Raw genomic sequence first — 20,029 nt, 5'->3', positions numbered from 1 at the left:
CGTCAATCGCGTCATCCCGCAGTTTTCCGGCAGCGGCCGGACAAGCGGCGCGCAATGTCCCCCAAGGGACAGGCTGCGACACCCTAGCGCCGGATCGACGCGTCCTCGAAGGAGGACCAACGCCAGGGGAACTAGACTGCGCGGCCCATGTCCAACACCGCTTTTCCCCGCATCGGCATCTTCGACTCCGGCATCGGCGGCCTGTCGGTGCTGCGCGCCGTGCGGCAGCGCCTGCCCGCGGCGGCGCTGACCTACATCGCCGACAGCCTGCACACGCCCTGGGGCGAGCGGCCCGGCGGCTGGATCACCGCCCGCTGCACCCAGCTGGCCGGCTGGCTGATCGACCACGGCGCCGACCTGGTGCTGGTGGCCTGCAACACCGGCACCACCCAGGCCATCGGCGCGCTGCGGGCACGCTGGCCCGGCCAGCACTTTGTCGGCGTCGAGCCCGGCATCAAGCCGGCAGTGGCGGCCAGCCGCAACGGCCGGGTGGTGGTGATGGCCACCACCGGCACGCTGCGCAGCGCGCGGCTGCAGCAGCTGGTGGCCCGCCATGCCGACGGCGCCCAGGTGCTGCAGCTGCCCTGCCCCGGCCTGGCCGATGCCATCGAGGCTGCCGGCGCCGACCCGTTGCCGCTGCAACTCCAGCTGGCCGCCATCGCGCGGACCATCGCCGACAGCGGTGCCGACACCGTGGTGCTGGGCTGCACCCACTACCCGCTGGTGGCCGACGCCCTGCAGGCGCTGCTGGGCCCTGGCGTGCAGCTGCTGGACACCGCCGATGCCGTGGCCCGCCGGGTGGCCAGCCTGCTGGACAGCACGCCCGACCGGACGCCCGCCGCCAGCCAGCCGCCCCCGCTGCACATGCTGGCCACCGCCCACCCTGCGGCGCTGCAGCATGCGGCGCAGCGCTGGCTGGGCCACGGCGGCGCCGTGCAGCTGCTGCAGCTGCCCGCGGACGCCGACAGCGGCAGGGCCTAGACTGCCGCCTGGCAGCACCTGCGCGGGTGACGGAACAGGTAGACGTAGCGGGCTTAAAACCCGCAGCCGCAAGGCGTACGGGTTCGATTCCCGTCCCGCGCACCAGCCGACCGGACCACAACCGTCGCGCCAGCGGCGGTGTTCATCGCCGCCAGCCTGCACCGGTCGCACGCGACTCCGGCAGGCGGCGCCCGCGCTACGCTCCAGGCCGATGACCACCGCCACGCTGTCCCTGCCGCTGCAGCAGCCGCTCGAGCAACCACTGCCGGCCCAGCTGGCCGGCCGCCACCACGGCTGGTTCACCCGCTACCGCATCTACCCGGTGTTCAGCCGGCACTGGGTGCTGGGGCGCTGGCGGCTGTGGGGCCCCAGCTGGCTGCTGGTCATGCTGCTGCTGGCCGGAGGCGTGGCGATGGCACCACCCGAGCAACGCGTCTGGTGGATGCTGCTGGTGCCGGCGCTGCAGACCCTGGTGCCGCTGGCCTTGCTGCCTTGGCTGGGCTGGTGGGTGCGGCGCCGGGGCTGGCCGCCGGCGAAGGAGTGGCAGGCCCTGGTGCTGGTGCTGGGTCTGGCCCTGGCGCTGCTGGCCACCGCCCACCGTCTGGATGTCACCGAGCCGCTGAAGCAGTGGATGGCCGAGCAGACCGGCATGGTCGACGGCAGCGGCAAGCGCCGCAAGGTGCAGCTGGCGCTGGGCGTCAGCGTCAAGGCCGAGGCGGCCAGCGCGCCGGCTGCCAACCCGGCGGACGTGCATGCCGGCACCAAGCCGACGATGCACTCCAACGACTGGAGCCAGACGGCCATCTGGTCGCTGCTGTTCTTCTGGCTGGGCGGCGGCAGCGCCCTGTGGGGCTGGCGGCGCGAACAGGCCGGCCTGACCGGCCTGCGGCGCGAGCAGGCCCTGCGCCAGGCCCTGCTGGCCCGGCGCGAGGCCGAGCTGCAGCTGTCGGTGCTGGCCGCGCAGGTGGAGCCGCACTTCCTGTTCAACACCCTGGCCGGCGTGCGCAGCGCCATCACCACCGACCCCGCCCGCGCCAGCGTGATGGTCGACCGGCTGGTGGACTACCTGCGCGCCAGCATCCCCCGGCTGCGCAGCGACGGCAGCGCCCAGGCCACGCTGGGCGGCCAGCTGGAGATGGTGCATGCCTACCTGGGCCTGATGGCCACGCGCATGCCGCGGCTGCAGTTCAGCGTGGATGCGCCGGCCGACCTGCTGGCCGCGCCCTGCCCGCCGTGGATGCTGATCTCGCTGGTGGAGAACGCGGTCAAGCATGGTGTCGAGCCGAAGATCGGCCCGGCGCTGGTGCAGGTCAGCGCACAGCGCACCGCCAGCGGCGACCTGGCCATCACCGTCGCCGACGACGGCGTCGGCTTCGGCGGCGCCGACACCGGCACCAGCGGCACCGGCCTGGGCCTGGCCAACATCCGCACCCGGCTGCAGCAGATGCACGGCGGCCGCAGCAGCCTCACGCTGAGCGCGCGCCCCGGCGGCGGCGTGGCCGCCACCCTCACCCTACCTGCCGATCCTGTGGAGCCCGCATGACCCCGCCCGTGACCGCCCTGATCGCCGACGACGAAGACCTGCCGCGTGCCGAGCTGCGGCGCATGCTGGCCCAGGCCTGGCCGGCGCTGCAGATCGTGGCCGAATGCGAGCACGGCCCGGCCGCTGTGGAGGCCATCGACGCGCTGCGGCCGGCCATCGCCTTCCTCGACATCCGCATGCCGGGCCTGAGCGGGCTGGACGTGGCGCGCGCGGCCAGCGGCCGCTGCCACACCGTGTTCACCACGGCCTACGACAGCCACGCGGTGGCCGCCTTCGATGCCGGCGCGGTGGACTACCTGCTCAAGCCCATTGCCGCCGACCGGCTGGCGCAGGCGGTGGCGCGGCTGCAGGCGCGGCTGGCACAGCAGCAGCCCGCTGACGACCTGGACGACCTGGTGCAGCGCCTGGCCGGCCGGCTGGGCGCCACACCCGGCGCGGTGCGGCCGGCCGCCGCGCCGCCGCTGCGCTGGGTGAGCGCCAGCGTGGGCGAGACGATCAAGCTGTTCGCCATCGACGAGATCCTGTTCTTCCAGAGCGACGAGAAGTACACCCGGGTGGTGACCGCCACCGACGAGGCCCATGTGCGCAAGCCGCTGAAGGAACTGGCCGAGGGCCTGGACCCGGAGGTGTTCTGGCAGGTGCACCGCGGCGTGATCGTGCGGGCCAGCGCCATCGCCCGCGCCCAGCGCGACGAGATGGGCCGCATCACGCTGCACCTGCGCCAGCATGGCGACACGCTGGGCGTCAGCCAGGCCTATGCCTGGCGCTTCAAGCCCATGTAGCCGGCGGCACTACTTGCGGTAGTGCTCCAGCGACGGCGGCGGGTTGTAGCCCAGCTCGCGGGCGCGGGCTTCCCAGCGGGCAGCGGGCTGGGGCTGGTCGAGGCGGCGGTAGTGCAGCGCCAGCTCGTAGCTGGCGATGCCGTTGCCCAGCTCGGCGGCGTACTGCATCCAGCCCTCGTAGCCCGACAGCGCCGGGCCGCTGCGCGCCGTCGTGGCCCACTGGCGGCCGACGCGGGCGGCGGCGTCCTTGTCGCCGCGGGCGGCACGCCGCAGATCGCCGTTGTAGACCTCGCCACGCTCGGGCGCCGGGTCGAAGGAGCGGCGGTACAGCCGCACATCGTTGCTGCGCAGGATGCCGGCGGCCTCGCGTGCGCCCTCGGCCGCCACCTCGGCGGCGCCGGCGCGGGCGCTGGCCGGCCAGTTGCGGCGGAAGGCCTCGGCCTGGCGCAGCAGCTCCGGTGGCCACAGCGTGGCCTGCAGCGCGTTGAAGTCGGCATCCTCGGCGGCGCGGGCCAGCGCGGCGCGGGCCTGCTCCTCGGCGCTGGCGCGGGCGCGCACCGCCGCCAGCTGCCGGGCCGAGGCCACAGGGATCGGCGCACTGCTGTTGTCGGCGATGAACGGGAACTGCGCAAACCGCCGCACCGCCGACACCGGGTGGCCCAGCATGCGGCGCTGCACGTCCAGCTTGACCAGGCGGAACAGGTCGGGAAACGACAACTCGTCCGACGCCGTCTGCAACTGCTGCACCAGGGCGCCGGTGTAGAAGGTGGTGTCGGTCTCGGCCTTGGGTGCGATGGCCGGCTTGCCGGCACCGGTGGAGAAGGCGATCAGGCAGCCCGGCGGTGCCTCCACCTGGTTGAAGCCGTCCACGCCGCGGACGCTGGGCTTCAGGTCGGTGCGGCAGGCGTCGATCACCAGCACCGTCAGCCCCTGCGGCCGGCGCGGCAGGCGCGCCAGCAGGTCGCGGTTGAGCGACAGGCTGCCACGCAGCAGGGCATCGGCCGCCGCATCGGGCCGCACGCCTGCGCCGACCAGCAGGTTGTCGGCGTCCACCTGCAGGCCATGGCCGCTGAAGTAGAAGAGCAGCGTGGCGTCGGGCGGCGCGGCCTGGGCGGCGGCGGCGAAGCGCTCGACGGCGTTGCGCGCGGCGCCGGGGTCGGCATCGAGCACGGTGCTGGTCTGGAAGCCACGCCGGCCGAGCGCCGCCTGCACCACGCGGGCGTTGGTGTGGATCGACGGCAGATCGAAACCGGCCGGGTACTCGCGGTTGCCGATCACCAGGGCCAGGCGGCCCGGATCCGGCGGCGCGTCGTCCTGGGCACGCGCCAGCCCGGCCCCCCCCAGCGCCGGGCCGCCCAGCGCGGCGGCCAGCCCGGCCTGCACGATGCGCCGGCGGGTGGGATCGGCCGGCCGCATCACGGCGTGCCTCCGCAGCCGAGCAAATTGCCCACGCTGCTGCAGCTGGATGGCAGGCGGATGCCCTGCGTGCCCTGGGTGGCCGGCCGGCCCGGGCCGACCTCGGCGATCACGCCGGCACGCAGGCGGATGGCCACGTTCTCGGTGCGCACCGTCTCGTCGAAGCGCTCGCGCCGCGCCGTCTCCGACACCGAGGCCACGGCCGACAGCGAGCCGGCCAACTGCGGCGTGGCCGGCAGCACGTTGTTGTAGAACAGCGGCACCTCGGACACATCGCCCGCGCCGTCCTGGAAGAAGCTGTAGGCCGCCTGCCCCACCTTGGGCCCGGCCAGGAACACCGCGGCGCCGCCGGCCGCGCGCTTGGGCAGCAGCTGCACATAGCCGGCGTTCAGGCCCTCGGTGCGGCCGCCGGTGTCCAGCGCGCCCACCCGCACCTGCACCGGCTGGTCGAAGCTGCCCAGGCTGGCCGGCACGGCCAGGGCCTCGGGCAGCAGGGTGATCTGCAGACCGGGCAGCGAGCGCTGCTGGCCGAAGCTGGCGTCGTTGTACCAAAGGCGGGCGGCCAGCGGGCTGCCGGCCTCGGTGCCCAGTCGGCCGACGGTCAGGCGCAGCACATCGGCCTCGACACCACCACCGCCCACCTGCACCACCTGGCCGGCCAGCGTGATGCTGGACTGCCCGGCCAGCCGCCCGCGCTCGACGTCGACGGGCTTCCAGGCGGCGTTGAAGGCGCTGCCGCTGAGTGCCGACACCGTGCCCTCCAGCCGGTTGGTGGCCTGGCCCAGCCGGATGGAACCGCCGGCCACGGCCTGCAGCTGCAGGCTGGCGCCCACCTCGCTGCGCACCAGGCTGTGGGTGTTTTGCCACAGCGTGTCGTCGGCCAGCACGATCTGGCGGCCGCCCAGGGGGTCGACGGCGACCGCCTCGCCGGGCACCGCCACCGGCGCCTGGTAACCGGGCGTGGCATGGGCGCGCAGCGCCAGGCTGCTGCCGGCGCGCAGGTCGAGCAGGCCGTCCAGCCGGGCATCGCCGCGGGCAGCGGCGCCAGCGGCCACCGGCGCGCCGATCTGCAGCGTGCCGGCATCGACCTGGCTGCCCGGCGCGCCTGCAGCGCCCCGCAGCGTCACCTGGCCGAGGATGAGCGGGTTCCAGGCGGCATCGGCCGCGGCGCTGGCGCGGCCGGCACCCAGCAGCAGCACGCCGGCATCGACCGACAGCGGCTGGCTGCCCCACTGGTTGCCGGCATGCACGGCCTCGATGCGGGCATTCGGGGCTGACAGCGTGATGGGCGCGCCGCCGGTCACGGTGACAGCGGCGTTGTAGACCTGGTCGCCGGTGCTGGCCAGGCTGCCGCCCAGGCTGACGGCGCCGTCGGCCGTCAAGGCACCCAGCCGGTCGTCGCCACCGGTGGCCAGCCTGGCGCCGGCGGCCAGGCGCAGGTGGCTGGCATCGGGCAGGCGGTCGGCACCCTCGGTACCCAGGCTGCCGGCCGTGACGACGGTGTCGCCGGTGTAGCGCAGGCCGGTGCTGGCCAGGCTGAGGCTGCCGCTGCCGGCCTGCTGCAGGCTGCCGCTGCCGCTCACATCCTGCGTCAGGCGCACCGCGTCGTCGCGCTGGAAGCGCAGCAGGCCGTCATTGACCACCGCGCCGCGGCCCAGGCTGCCGCTGCTGCCGCCGTCGCCCAGCTGCAGCGTGCCGGCCTCGATGCGGGTGTCGCCATGGGCCTGGTCGCTGCGCAGCAGCCAGGTGCCGCTGCCCTGCTTGGCCACGGTGCCGTCGCCGCTGAAGCGGCCGCTGAACACCGTGTCGCTGCCGTCGGCGCCCGCGGCCAGGGTGAAGCTGCCCAGCTGCACCTGGGCCGCCGTGCCGCCGGCACCGAGGTCGGCCAGGCGGGCCAATGTCTGGTCACCACCCAGCGCCAGCGTGGTGCCGGCTGCCAGGGCCAGCTGGGTGTCGGCCTGCAGCCGCTGGCTGCCGCCGGTGGCCACGCCGCCGGCCTGCACCTGCAGGCTGGGCGTGGTGAGCAGGCCGCTGGCCGCCACGGTCAGCAGGCCGCCGGCCACCGTGGTGCCAACGGCGGCCTGCACCGGCGCCGCCAGGGTGGTGGCGCCGCTGGTCGTCAGGGTGGCCGCGGTCAGCGGGGTGAAGACGCTGGCGCCGTCCAGCGCCACCGCGCCGTCGACCAGCAGCTGCGCCGCGGGGCCGGCATCGGCCAGCGCGCGCTGCTGGCCATCCGGCGCCACTTCGGCAGGCGCCACGGCCGGCGCGCCCAGCGTGCCGGCCAGGTCCAGGCTGGCCAGGCGCTGGTCAGCACCCAGCAGCAGCGTGGCATCGCGCTGCACCACCAGGCGGCTGCCCGTGGACAGGGCCGGGGTCGCCCCGGTGGCCAGCGTGCCGGCTTCCAGCGTCAGCAAGGGGGTGGTGAGGCGGCCACTGTCGGACAGCGTCAGGCGGCCGCCGGCCAGGGTGGCGCTGTCGCGGGCCACCACCGCTGCACCCAGCAAGGTGTCGCCGCTGCTGCGCAGGGTGGCGGCATCCAGCGCGGCCCGCACGGTGGCGTCTTGCAGCGTGGCAGCGCCATCGACCAGCAGGCTGCCGCTGCCGGCCAGCGTGCCGGCCAGCCGCAGCGTGGCCACCTGCTCGGCGCCGGCCAGCTGCAAGGTGCCGTTGTCCACCACCACCGCCGGCCGGCCAAGCAGCTGGCCGGTCGCCTGGGTGGCCAGCGTGCCGCCGCCCTGCACGGCCAGCGCGGTGCTGGTCAGGCTGCCGCCGGCGCCCAGCGTCAGCGTGCCGCCGGTCACGGTGCTGCTGTCGGCCTGCACCGCGGCTTGGATCTGGCTGCTGCCCTGGCTGCGCAGCACCGGCGTGGCCACGGTGGTGTCGACCGCCGCATCCCGCAGGTCCACATGGCTGCTGGCCGTCAGCCCGCCCGGGCCGGACAGACGGCCGGACAGATCGAGCGACTGCACCGCCACCGGCGCCATCAGCCGCAGCGCGGCGCCGGGCGCCACCCTCACCTCGGCGCCAGCCGACAGGCTGTTGCTGCCCAGGCTGACCAGCAGGCCGTCGTCCACCGTCACCAGGTTGCGGCCGGCGCCGCTGCCGGCCAGCTGCAGCGTGCCGCCGCCCTGCTTCAGCAGCTGGCCACCGGTGCCGGTGACGGCGCCGCTGTAGAACGAGCGCTCGTCGCCAGCGCCGGTGTCCAGCCGCAGCGTGAAACCGCCCAGGTCGACCAGGGCGCTGCCATCGGCCGGGGCGCCGCCGGGATTGGGGGCATCGCCCAGCACGGCCAGGGTCTGGTGGCCGCCCAGCACCAGGCTGGCCTGGTTGGCCAGCAGCACCGCGCCGGCCGCGGGCAGGCGCTGGTCGCCGCCGGTGGCCAGGGTGCCGGCCAGCACCCGGGTGGTGCCGGTGTGGCTGGAGACGCCGCCCAGCACCAGGCTGCCACCGCCGGCCTTGTCGAAGCCGCCGGTCACGCCCGGCGCATCGGCCAGCGCACCGCCGTAGGACACATTCGCGCCGGTGGCCACATCCAGCACCGCAGCACCGGCGCCCAGCGCGATGCCGCGGCTGGCGGCCAGCGTGGTGCTGGCGCCAACGGCCAGCGTGCCGCCGTCCAGCAGCAGGTGGCCCGGCGTGCCGGTGGCTGGCGCGCTGCCGAGCTGGGCATCGCCCTGGATGGCCAGCGTGCCGCCGCGCACCCGGGTGGCACCGGCGTAGGTGTTGTCGCCGGACAGTGCCAGGCGGCCCTCACCGGTCTTGGTGAGGGCACCCTGTGCCGGATCGACCGTGCCTGCCAGCACGCCGGCGTAGGCCAGCTGCTGACTGGCCACCACGTCGACCACGCCACCGCCGGCACCCAGCTGCAGGCCGCGGCGGGCATCCAGCGTGAAGCCGGCATCGACCAGCAGCGTGCCGCCATCGAGCAGCAGATGGCCCGGCGTGGCCAGGCCGGGCACCGCGCCCAGCTGGGTATCGGCCGACAGCGCCAGCGTGCCGGCCAGCACCTGGGTGGCGCCGGTGTGGCTGCTGGGCGCGCTGCCCTGCAGACGCAGCAGGCCGCCGCCGGCCTTGGTGACGGTGCCGCCCCTGGCGCCGACGGCATCGCCGATGGCGCCAGCCAGCGTCAGCGCGCGGCCGTCTGCCACCTCCAGCGTGGCGCCGGCGCCGCCCACGGCCAGGCCGCGGCTGGCGGCCAGCACGGTGTCGCCGCCGACCTGCAAGGTGGCGCCGTCGATGAACAGCTGCCCCGGCGTGGCCTCGGCCGGCGCGGTGCCGAGCTGGCCGTCGCGCTGCAGCGCCAGCCTGCCGCCACGCAGCAGCGTGGCGCCGGTGTAGGTGTTGTCGAACGCGCCGTCCAGCAGCAGCTGGCCGGCGCCGGTCTTGGCCAGGGCGCCGCCGCTGGCGCCTGGCTGGTCGGTCACCAGGCCGGCCAGCGCCAGCGTGGCACCGCCGCCCACGGCCAGCGTGCCGCCGGCCGCGCCCAGCTGCAGCGTGCGCGCATCGGCCAGGCGCAGATTGGTGTCGACCTGCAGCGTGCCGCCGTCCAGCACGAGTGCGCCAGCCGGCAAGCCGAGTTGGCCGTCGCGCTGCAGCGCCAGCGTGCCGGCCTGCACCAAGGTGCTGCCGCTGCGGGCACTGTCGGTGGCGGCTGTCAGGGCCAGCGTGCCGGCGCCGGTCTTGCTGAGGCTGCCGGCGCTGCTGCCGTCGGCCAGCGTGGCCGGCAGCGTGAGGGTGTGGCCGGCGTCGACCTGCAGCGTGCCGCCCGCACCCTGCAGCAGCAGCTGGCGGGCCGCGGCGATGCCGAAACTGCCGGTGGCCTGCAAGGTGCCCCCATCGAACAGCAGGTTGGCTGGCGTGCCGGCATCGGGCACCGCGCCCAGGGCGTTGTCAGCGGCCACGGCCAGCGTGCCGCCCAGCAGGGCCAGACCGCCGGTGTGGCTGTTGGCGCCGGACAGCGTGAGCGTGCCGGTGCCCGCCTTGGCCAGCTCGCCGCTGCCGGTGATGGTGCCGCTGAAGCTGCTGCTGCCGCTGCCACCGGTGGTGAAGCGGCCGGCCTCCAGCACCAGGGCGCCGCTGCCGGCCAGAGCGCCCACTGTTTCGCTGCCGCTGGCCACCACCGTGCCGGCATCGCCGATCTGCAGGGTGACGCTGTCGGCCAGGGCCGCGCCGCCGGCCAGGGCCAGCGTGCCCTGCTGCACCTCGGTCATGCCGGAGAACAGGTTGCTGCCGCCCAGCGTGAGCCGGCCGCTGCCCTGCTTGACGAGGCCGGCGCTGCCGCTGATCTGGCCGGCAAACAGGCTGTCTTCATCGGTGCGGCTGGTCAGCTGGAAGGCCCCCAGCTGCACCGCACCGGCCCCAGTCAGCGTCCCCACCGTCTGGGGCGCGGCCAGCACCAGGGTGGCGCCCGCGTCGATCTGCAGCGCGCTGGCCAGCGCGAGTGTCTGACCACCGGCCAGCACCAGGCTGCCGGCCTGCAACTGGGTGGTGCCGGTGTGGCCGTTCTCGGCGGCCAGCGTCAGCACGCCGCCGCCCTGCTTGACCAGGCGGCCAATGCCCTCGGTGCGGCCGGCGAAGCGGGTGCTGGCGCCGTTGCCGCCGGCGGCCAGCTCGAAGCTGCCCAGCGCCACCACCGGCGTGCCCGGGCCGTCGGTGCTGGCCAGCGCGCCGATGCGGGCATCGCCCAGCAGCTGCAGCGCCACGTCGGCCGCGCCCGCCAGGGTGACGGTGCTGTCGGCCAGCACGTCCAGCGCGTCCAGGGTCAGGCGGCCGGCCTGCACCAGGGTGCTGCCGCTGTGACCGCTGACGCCGGCCAGCGTCAGCTGCCCGCTGCCCTGCTTGACCAGTGCGCCGCTGCCGGCCAGCGTGCCGTCGAAGCGCGTGTCGGTGGCGTCGCCCAGCGTCAGCGTGGTACCGGGCAGCAGCTGCACGGCGCCGTTGCCCGTCAGGCGGGCCAGGGTTTCATTGGCCTCGACCTGCAGATTGGCGCCGGCGGCGATGGACACCGCGCCCGCATCGGGCACCGCCTGGCCGCCAGCCAGGCGCAGCGTGCCAGCCTGCACCTCGGTGCCGCCGGTGTGCTGGTGCACGCCGGTCAGCAGCAGGCTGCCGGCGCCCTGCTTGGCCAGGCTGCCGGCACCGCTCAACCGGCCAGCGTAGGTGCCGGCATCGGCCTGGTCGAAGACCAGCTGGGTCGCCACGGTGATGTCACCCTGCAGGCTGCGGCTGTCGCCCTGCAGCGTGCCGGCATCGACCAGCGTGCCGCCGGTGTGGCTGCTGCTGCCGCCCAGGGTGAAGCGGCCGCCACCCAGCTTGCGCAGGATGCCGGCGCCGGTGATGCTGCCGTCGAAACGGGTGTCGGCCGCGCCGCCGGTGGACAGGGTGGCGCCCGCGGCCAGCTGCACCGCACCACCGGCATCCCCCGGCTGCGCGAGTGACTGCACCCGGCTGCTGGCCAGCACCGCCAGCGTGGCCCCGGGGGCCACGCTGACCGGGCTGTCGGCCAGGACATCGGCCTGCGCCAGGGCCAGCGTGCCGCCCAGCACCTGGGTGCTGCCGGCAAAGCCGGTGACGCCGGTCAGGCTGAGCTGGCCGCCACCCAGCCACTGCAGCACGGCATCCGGGCTGCCGCCGAGCGTGCCGCTGAACGTTCCGCTGCCGCCGCCGGCGGCCAGGGTGAAGCCATGCAGCTGCACGGCGCCGGCGCCCGACAGCGGCCCCAGCCGCACATCGGCGCCCAGGTCCAGCGTGCTGCCGACGGCCACCGCCACCGCATTGGCCGCGCCCAGCGCGCCGGTCTGCTGCAGCGCCAGCGTGCCGGCACTCAGCTGCACAGCGCCGCTGAAGCCCGGGTTGGCGCCGGCCAGGGCCAGCGTGCCGGCGCCGGCCTTGACCAGGTTGCCACCGCCGGACAAGGGACCATCGAGCCGCAGCGTGGTGCCGGCATCGGCGGCCAGCGTGCCGCCGCCGTCGTCCACCACCACGCGGCGCTGGGCTGCCAGCGCCACGGTGCCGCCGCCGGTGGCCCGCAGGCGGCCACCGTCCAGCGTGAGCGGCGCGGTGGCGGCACCGAGCGCCGCGTCGGCCGACACCACCAGCGCGCCGGCGGCCACCGTGGTGCCACCGTCATGGCTGCTGCTGCCGGCCAGCGTGAGGGTGCCGGTGCCCTGCTTGACCAGGCTGCCGGCACCACTGAAGCTGCCGCTGAAGCTGGCGCTGGTGCCCGTCCCGATGGTGAGCTGGCTGCCGTTGTCCAGCACCACGCCGCCGGCACCGCTGAGCGTGCCCAGCCGCTCGGTGGCAGAGACCTGGAGCACGCCGCCGCCGATCGCCAGCGCGGTGTCGTCGGGCAGAGCCTGGCCGCCCAGCAGGTGCAGCGTGCCGGCGTCCAGCGTGGCGCCACCGCGCAAGGTGTTGGTGCCTGCCAGGGTGAGGGTGCCGACGCCCTGCTTGTGCAACGCACCGTCGCCGGCCAGCACGCCATCGAAGCGGCTGCTGCCAAAACCGGTGGTGAGCGTGGTGCCCGCATCGAGCGTGGCCAGGCCCGTGCCCGCCAGGCTGGCGAGGCTGACATTGCGCGCCACCCGCAGCTGGGTGCCGGTGTCCAGCTGCACATCGTTGCCTGCGCCCAGGGCCGTGGTGTTCTGCAGCGCCAGCTGCCCGGCCTGCACCGCCACGGCGCCGCCATAGCTGCTGCCGTTGCCAGCCAATGCCAGCTCGCCAGCCCCCTGCTTGGTCAGGCGGCCGCTGCCAGACAGCGGCCCGGCCAGTGTCAGGCCGGCCGTGGCCGTGGTCTCCAGCGTGCCGCCGGCCATGCCCACCACCACTGTGCGACCGGCAGCCAGCGCCACCGGGCTGTTGCCAGTGGTGGCCAGCACGCCGCCATCCAGCGTGAGCGCGCCGGCAGCCTCGCCGAGCTGGCTGTCGCTGCTGATCCGCAGCCGGCCCCGCAGCACGCTGGTGCCACCGCTGTGGCTGCTGGCACCGGCCAGCGTGAGCGCACCGCTGCCGACCTTGGCCAGGCTGCCTGTGCCACTGAAGCTGCCGCCGAAGCTGGCATCCGCGGCCGTTCCCAGCGTCAACCGGGCGCCGCTGCCCAGCAGCACGCTGCCGGTGCCGCTGAGCTGGCCCAGCTGCTCGTCGGCGTCGATCCGCAGCAGGCTGCCCGCGGCCAGCACCAGGCTGGTGGCGTCGGGCAGGGCCTGGCCGCCATCCAGGCGCAGCGTGCCGGCAGCCAGGTCGATGCCGCCACCGAAACCGCTGCCGGCACCCGCCAGCCGCAGGCTGCCCGCGCCCTGCTTGCGCAGCGTGCCGGCGCCGCTGAGGGCGCCCAGCAGATCCAGCTGCGCGGACGCGGCTGCCACCTCCACCGTGCCGCCGGCATCGCCGATCTCCAGCCCGCGGGTGGCCGGCAGCTGCACCAGTCCGGCGGCGGTCAGCCGCAGGCGGCCGCCATCCAGCCGCAGGCCGGCCAGGCTGCTGCCCAGGCTGGCATCGCTGGCCACCGCCAGCGTGCCCTGCAGCACCTCGGTGCGGCCGGACTGGGTGTTGATGCCGCCCAGGGTCAGCGTGCCTGCCCCCTGCTTGACCAGGCCGCCGTCGCCGCCGATGCTGCCGTCGAAGCGGCCATCGGCCGCCGTTCCCAAGCGCAGCAAGCTGCCGGTGGCCAGCACGACAGTGCCGTTGCCGGACAACTGGCCCAGCGTCTCGGTGGCATCGACAGCCAGCGTGGAGAAGTTGGCCAGCGACACAGTGCCTGCATCGGGCAGCGCCTGGCCGCCCGAGGCGCGCAGCACGCCGCCCTGCAGCGCCAGGCTGCCGGTGAAGCTGCTGTTGTTGCCCTGCAGCCGCAGCGTGCCGCTGCCCTGCTTGGCCAGGCTGCCGCTGCCGCTGACCGCACCGGCCACGGTCAAGGTGGCGCCGAATGCCGTCTCCAGCGTGCCGCCGCTGCTGCCGATGACCACCGGCCGGGCACTGCCCAGATCGAGGGTCTGGAAATCGCCGGCCCGCAGCGTGCCACCGTCCAGGACCAGCGGGGCCGTCGCCGCGCCCAGCCGGGCGTTGCTGTCGACCTGCAGCGCACCGCCGGCCACCGTGGTGCCACCCAGCTGCGTGTTGTTGCCGCCCAGGCTGAGCAGCGCGGCGCCCTCCTTGACGAGACTGCCGCCACCGCCGATGTTGCCGATGAAGCTGGCATCGGCCGTCGCCCGCACGGTCAGCGCGTGGCTGCCCAGCGCCACCGCGCCGGCACCGGACAGCGTGCCCACGGTTTCGCGGGCGTCCAGCGCCAGCGTGCTGCCGGTCGCCAGGTGCAGCGTGCCGGTGTCGGCCAGCGCCTCGCTGCCGGCCAGGCGCAGCGTGCCGGCCAGCACCGTGGTGCCGCCGGTGTAGCCGTTGCGGCCCGACAGCAGCAGGCTGCCGCCACCCTGCAACTGCAGGCTGCCGCTGCCGTCGATGCGGCCGCCGAAGCTGTTGGCCGCCGCGCTGTCCAGCGTCAGCCGGCGGCTGCCCAGGTCGACCGTGCCGGTGCCCGACAGGGTGGCCAGCGTCTCGTCCACCTGCAACTGCAGGGTGGCGCCGCTGTCGACCTGCACGGCCGCCCCATCGGCCAGCGCGCCGTCGCTGCCCAGGGTCAGCCTGCCGGCGGCCACGCGGGTGCCGCCGCCGATCTGGTTGCTGCCGCCGAGGGTGAGCCGGCCGCCGCCCTGCTTGACCAGGCTGCCGGTGCTGCCAGTGCCGACGATGTTGCCGCTGAAGCTGCTGTTGGCGCCGGTGCCGGTGGTCAGCGTGTGGCTGCCCAGTGCCACCGTGCCGCTGCCCGACAGCGTGCCCACCGTCTCGCTGCCGGCCAGCTGCAGCGTCGCGCCCGTGCCCACCTGCACCGCACCAGCATTGGCCAGCGCGCTGCCGCCGGACAGCACCAGGATGCCGGCGGTCAGCGTGGTGCCGCCGGTGAAGTCGTTGCTGCCCGACAGCGTGAGGCTGCCGCTGCCCTGCTGCGTCAACCGGCCCGCGCCGGTGATGCTGCCGGCGAAGCTGGTGTCGACCACCTCACCGGCGATGCCGTTGGTCAGCGTGACGCCGGTGTCGATGGCCACCGTGCCGTTGGCGCCGCCGGCCAGGGCCCGCAGCGTGGTGTCGGCATTCACCGCCAGCCGCGCTGGCGTCGGGCCGTCGAGTGTGACCTGGTTCAGCGGCCCCAGCGCGCCCGCGGCATCCAGTGACAGCGTGCCCGCGGACACGGTGGCATGGCCGGTGAAGAACGGGTTGTCGCGCCGCAGGCTGACGGTGCCGCTGCCCTGCTTCTGCAGGCTGCCGCCGCCTTCCAGGCGGGCGTCCAGCGTGCCGGCCTGCAGCCGGAACACGCCGGCCTGCAACCGGCCGTTGGTCACCTGGCCGGTGGTGTCCAGCGTGAGCAGGACCGGACTGCGCAGTTGGTCCCCAAGGTCGAGGCTGCCGCTGCCGTCGACGACCAGCGTGGTGCCGGACGCCAGCGCGCCGGTGCCGTCCAGCACCAGGGTGCCGGCGCTGACGGTGGTGCTGCCGGCAGCGCTGTTGCTGCCGGCGAGCGTGAAAGTCCCACCGCCAACCTTGTGCAGCTGACCGCCGCCGGTGATGCTGCCGCTGTAGCGGCTGCTGGCCGTGCCGGTGGTCAGCGTGGCCAGGTCATCCAGTTGCAGCGTGCTGCCGGCACCGCCGCCGGCCACCGCGGCCAGCGTGCTGCTGGTGGCGACAACCAGGGCGTTGGTGCCGGTGCTGCCGAGCGTGACGGTGCTGCCAACCAGCGCATTCGAGGCCGTCAGCGTCAACGTGCCGGCGTCGACCAGCGTGGCGCCGGTGAAGCCGGTCGCGCCGTTCAGCGTGAAGTTGCCGGCACCGGCCTTGCGCAGCACGCTGCCCGTGCCCGCGGTGATCTTGCCGCTGTAGGTGCTGCTGTCAGCTCCGGTGGTGAGCGTGACCGTGTCAGCAAGCGTCACGCCCAGGGAACTGCCGCCGCCGCCGGCCAGCGATGCCACGGTGCTGTTCGCGGCCACCTGCAGGGTGTTGGCCTCGGCGCTGTCGAGCGTGACCGCGCTGTCCTTCAACGCATCGGCATGGCCCAGCGTGAGCGTGCCGCCGTTGAGCTGCGTCGCGCCTGTGAAGCCGGTCGCACCGTTCAGCCTGAAGTTGCCCGCGCCCGCCTTTTCCAGCGTGCCGGTGCCGCTGATGGTGCCGCTGTAGCTGCTGTCGGCCTCACCGGTGGTGAGCGTCTTGCCGGCGGCCAGCGTGACGTTGCCGAACGCGGGCGCACCGCCGCCCAGCGATTTCACCGTGGTGCTCTCGATCACCGCCAGCGTGCTGGCGGCCGTGCTGCTGAGCGTGACGGCGCTGTTCTTCAACGCATCGGCATGGCCCAGCGTGAGCGTGCCGCCGTCGAGCTGCGTGGCACCGGTGAAGCCGGTCGCGCCATTCAGCGTGAAGTTGCCCGCGCCCGCCTTTTCCAGCGTGCCGGTGCCGCTGATGGTGCCGCTGTAGCTGCTGCTGTCCTCACCGGTGGTGAGCACCTTGCCGGCGGCCAGCGTGACGTTGCCGCGTGCTGGCACGAGCCCTGCCGCCACCGCACCGCCGCCCAGCGACTTCACCGTGGTGCTCTCGATCACCGCCAGCGTGCTGGCGGCCGTGCTGCTCAGCGTGACCACGCTGCCCTTCAACGCATCGGCATGGCCCAGCGTGAGCGTGCCGCCGTCGAGCTGCGTGGCACCGGTGAAGCCGGTCGCGCCATTCAACGTGAAGTTGCCCGCGCCCGCCTTTTCGAGCGTGCCGGTGCCGCTGATGGTGCCGCTGTAGCTGCTGCTGTCCTCACCGGTGGTGAGCGTCTTGCCGGCGGCCAGCGTGACGTTGCCGCGTGCTGGCACGGGCCCTGCCGCCACCGCACCGCCGCCCAGCGACTTCACCGTGGTGCTCTCGATCACCGCCAGCGTGCTGGCGGCCGTGCTGCTGAGTGTGACGGCGCTGTTCTTCAACGCATCGGCATGGCCCAGCGTGAGCGTGCCGCCGTTGAGCTGCGTGGCACCGGTCAAGCCGGTCGCACCGTTCAGCGTGAAGTTGCCCGCGCCCGCCTTTTCCAGCGTGCCGGTGCCGCTGATGGTGCCGCTGTAGCTGCTGCTGTCCTCACCGGTGGTGAGCGTCTTGCCGGCGGCCAGCGTGACGTTGCCGCGTGCTGGCACGGGCCCTGCCGCCACCGCACCGCCGCCCAGCGACTTCACCGTGGTGCTCTCGATCACCGCCAGCGTGCTGGCGGCCGTGCTGCTGAGTGTGACGGCGCTGTTCTTCAACGCATCGGCATGGCCCAGCGTGAGCGTGCCGCCGTCGAGCTGCGTGGCACCGGTGAAGCCGGTCGCGCCATTCAGCGTGAAGTCGCCCGCGCCCGCCTTTTCCAGCGTGCCGGTGCCGCTGATGGTGCCGCTGTAGCTGCTGCTGTCCTCACCGGTGGTGAGCACCTTGCCGGCGGCCAGCGTGACGTTGCCGCGTGCTGGCACGAGCCCTGCCGCCACCGCACCGCCGCCCAGCGACTTCACCGTGGTGCTCTCGATCACCGCCAGCGTGCTGGCGGCCGTGCTGCTGAGCGTGACGGCGCTGTCCTTCAACGCATCGGCATGGCCCAGCGTGAGCGTGCCGCCGTTGAGCTGCGTCGCGCCGGTGAAGCCGGTCGCGCCATTCAGCGTGAAGTTGCCCGCGCCCGCCTTTTCCAGCGTGCCGGTGCCGCTGATGGTGCCGCTGTAGCTGCTGCTGTCCTCACCGGTGGTGAGCGTCTTGCCGGCGGCCAGCGTGACATTGCCGAGCGCTGGCACGAGACCTGCTGCCAACGCTCCGCCGCCCAGCGATTTCACCGTGGTGCTGTCGGTCACTGCCAGCGTGCTGGCGGCCGTGCTGCTGAGCGTGACCACGCTGTCCTTCAACGCATCGGCATGGTCCAAGGCAAGCGTGCCACCGACGAGCTGCGTCGTACCGGCGAAGCCCGTCGCACTGTCCAACGTGAACTCGCCAGAGCCCGCCTTGCGCAGCACGCTGCCCGTGCCCGCGGTGATCTTGCCGCTGTAGGTGCTGCTGGCCTCACCGGTGGTGAGGATCACATCGTTCGAGAGCGTCACACCCAGGGAACTGCCGCCGCCGCCGGCCAGCGATGCCACGGTGGCGCTCGTGGTCACCTGCAGGCTGGTGGCGGCGGCGTCGTTGAGCGTCACGCTGCCCGTGCCCAGTGCCGAGACGCTGCCGGCCACCAGAGTGCCGTCCGCCAGCATGGTCCCGCCGCGGTAGGTGTTGGCGCCTGACAGCTGCAGCGATCCCGCACCGGCCTTGGTGATGCCGAACGCCGCGGCCGGCGCGACACCGTCGCCGATGGCACCGGCAATCGTCAGCGTGCGGCCAGTTTCCACCGTGATGGTGCTGTTGTTCGGCAGCGTGACCGCCCCGGCCAGCGTCAGGCTGCCGACATCGAAGGTGACCGCCGGTGCCAGGGTGGCCGCGCCGGTCACCGTGAGGCTGGCGCCCTTGAAGCTGCCGCCCAGCACATGCTGACCCGTGCCGCCCTTCATGTCGATGCCGATGCCGGCACTGCCTGCATCCAGCACACCCAGCACCACCACGCGGCCGGTTCCCGTGGCGGGACTGGTCGCGGGCGGTGCAACGCCAAAGCTCTGGTTGGCGATCAGCGTGATGGCGCTGTTGGTGGTGGTGATGCCGCCCGTGGCGGTGATGGTGACATCGCCGCCGGCTTCGGCGGTGAAGGTCGCGCCGGCTTCGGTCAGCGTCACCGGAACTTCAATGCCGATGTTGCGGGTCGCCTGCAGCAGGACCAACGCCTTCGCGTTTTGCAACGCCGCCGGCGTGATGTTCAGCGTGGTGGTCGGCGCGTCATTCCAGGCCTCAGTGCCATCTGACACGCCAATCGGGTCCTCGGGATCCGGAGGGTCCTTAGGAACCACGGGAGCCTTGACGTTGATGTCCAGCGGATCCAGCAACCAGCGCCCCGACCGGAACCCCGCAGCCGCCCCCGCATCCACCGTGCCGCTGCCGATGCCCAGCCGCAGCTTGCCCGAGGTCTCCACCGCGCCGCCATCGCCGCCCAGCAGGCCGCCGCGGGCGCGGATGTGGCCGTTGAACACCGTGCTGTCATCGGCCCACACCACCACCTGGCCGCCGTCGCCCAGGCGGATGGCGCTTGCATCGATCTGTGCACCGGCGACCACGCGGGTGTGCACCGCATTGCGGTCAGGCCCGGCGCCCTGCCAGGCACCGCCGACGTGCACCAGGCCACCGCCGGCGTCGCCGCGGGCATCGATGCGGGCCGTGCTGTCCAGCCACACCCGCTCGCCCAGCACCCGCACCTGGCCGCCGGTCTCGCCGGTGGCGGTGGCCGATGCATCCAGCGTGCCGGCCAAGCGGGTGACGCCGGCGCCACCGTCGACCAGGATCTGCGGCGCCACGCCGCCGATCACCACCTGGCCGTCCTGCTGCACCAGGCCTTGGGCCCGCACCACGCCCTCGAGGTTGAGCACGGTGTCGGCAAACTGGCTGCGGGCGGCCGCCCGCAGTTCGGCACTGCGGGCCAGCAGGCTGGCGGCGGGCAGCAGCTGCAGCCGCGCAGCGAGGTTCTCGTCGCGCAGGTTGAAGAAGATCAGGCCGTCGCCGTCCACATCCACCTGCGCGGCGCCGGCCGCCGCCAGGCCCAGCCGGCCGGCCAGGATGTTGCCGCCCACGCTGAGCTGCGGGCCCACCAGCGCCACCGTGCCACCCGGCGCACGGATGCTGCCGTCGGCACGCAGCAGGCCGGTGGCGGCATCACCGCCGCTCAGTTGCCAGCGGCCGTCGGCCAGGGCGGTGGTGTTGACGCTGAGGGTGGTGGCCAGCAGGCCGCCCACGTCCACCTGCGAGCCGGCGCCGAAGACGATGCCGCGCGGATTGCTCAGGAACACCCGGCCGTTGGACTGCAGCTGGCCCAGGATCAGCGACGGATCGGCCCCGGTCACCCGGTTGAACAGGATGGCCTGGGCATTGGGCTGCAGCACCTGCACCCGCTCGCCGGCGGCGATGTTGAAGCTGCGCCAGTCGAAGCCGGCACGCTGGCTGCCCTGCAGGATCTGCAGCGTGCCCGGCGCCGACGGCAGCAGCTGGGCCTGGCCCAGCGTGGGCACCGCGCCTTCGGGCAAGGCCCAGGCGCTGGGCAGCGCCGCCAGCGCCACCGCCCAGGCCGCGGCCATGCACACCGGCCGCAGGCGGCGCAGGCGGTGGGGGCGGTGGGGGCTGGTGCAGCGGGCGGCGGGCATGG

At 74.3% G+C, this 20,029-nt stretch carries 5 protein-coding genes and 1 tRNA gene; 4 read left to right on the top strand and 2 right to left on the bottom strand.

All coding sequences use genetic code 11. The features are described from left to right. Positions 1 to 147: 147 nt before the first annotated feature. The 4 genes from murI (at position 148) to FFT10_RS12625 (ending at position 3,306) form a co-directional block, all read left to right on the top strand. The gene (gene murI / locus FFT10_RS12640) at positions 148 to 981 is read left to right on the top strand and encodes a glutamate racemase (protein WP_137733174.1); all 834 of its coding nucleotides are present in this window, start codon (positions 148 to 150) and stop codon (positions 979 to 981) included. Positions 982 to 1,001: 20 nt separating this feature from the next. Further along, positions 1,002 to 1,086 (top strand) — tRNA-Leu (locus FFT10_RS12635). A gap of 106 nt (positions 1,087 to 1,192) precedes the next feature. Continuing rightward, the gene (locus tag FFT10_RS12630) at positions 1,193 to 2,524 is read left to right on the top strand and encodes a sensor histidine kinase (RefSeq protein WP_137733173.1); all 1,332 of its coding nucleotides are present in this window, start codon (positions 1,193 to 1,195) and stop codon (positions 2,522 to 2,524) included. Further along, on the top strand, positions 2,521 to 3,306 hold the full coding sequence (locus FFT10_RS12625) for a LytR/AlgR family response regulator transcription factor (protein WP_137733172.1): 786 nt from the start codon (positions 2,521 to 2,523) through the stop codon (positions 3,304 to 3,306). The genes FFT10_RS12630 and FFT10_RS12625 overlap by 4 nt, the downstream gene beginning before the upstream one ends. Before the next feature lie 9 nt (positions 3,307 to 3,315). Here the strand turns inward: FFT10_RS12625 and FFT10_RS12620 are convergent, their stop codons facing one another. Continuing rightward, on the bottom strand, positions 3,316 to 4,722 hold the full coding sequence (locus FFT10_RS12620; protein ID WP_137733171.1) for a caspase family protein: 1,407 nt from the start codon (positions 4,720 to 4,722) through the stop codon (positions 3,316 to 3,318). Beyond that, positions 4,722 to 20,027 carry an autotransporter-associated beta strand repeat-containing protein gene (locus FFT10_RS12615; protein WP_137733170.1) on the bottom strand — a complete coding sequence of 5,102 codons (15,306 nt, stop codon included), beginning with the start codon at positions 20,025 to 20,027 and terminating at the stop codon, positions 4,722 to 4,724. The genes FFT10_RS12620 and FFT10_RS12615 overlap by 1 nt, the downstream gene beginning before the upstream one ends. Positions 20,028 to 20,029 lie beyond the last annotated feature (2 nt).

The sequence above is a fragment of the Pseudaquabacterium pictum genome (assembly GCF_005403045.1).
In the GTDB taxonomy this organism is placed as follows: Bacteria; Pseudomonadota; Gammaproteobacteria; order Burkholderiales; family Burkholderiaceae_C; genus Pseudaquabacterium; species Pseudaquabacterium pictum.
This window is presented reverse-complemented; position numbering and strand designations above follow the sequence as displayed.

Bases quoted from the DNA above. Each gene is read 5' to 3' on its own strand.
- murI (WP_137733174.1), top strand. From the start codon at position 148: ATGTCCAACACCGCTTTTCCCCGCATCGGCATCTTCGACTCCGGCATC.
- FFT10_RS12625 (WP_137733172.1), top strand. From the start codon at position 2,521: ATGACCCCGCCCGTGACCGCCCTGATCGCCGACGACGAAGACCTGCCG.
- FFT10_RS12620 (WP_137733171.1), bottom strand. From the start codon at position 4,722: ATGCGGCCGGCCGATCCCACCCGCCGGCGCATCGTGCAGGCCGGGCTG.
- FFT10_RS12630 (WP_137733173.1), top strand. From the start codon at position 1,193: ATGACCACCGCCACGCTGTCCCTGCCGCTGCAGCAGCCGCTCGAGCAA.
- FFT10_RS12615 (WP_137733170.1), bottom strand. From the start codon at position 20,027: ATGCCCGCCGCCCGCTGCACCAGCCCCCACCGCCCCCACCGCCTGCGC.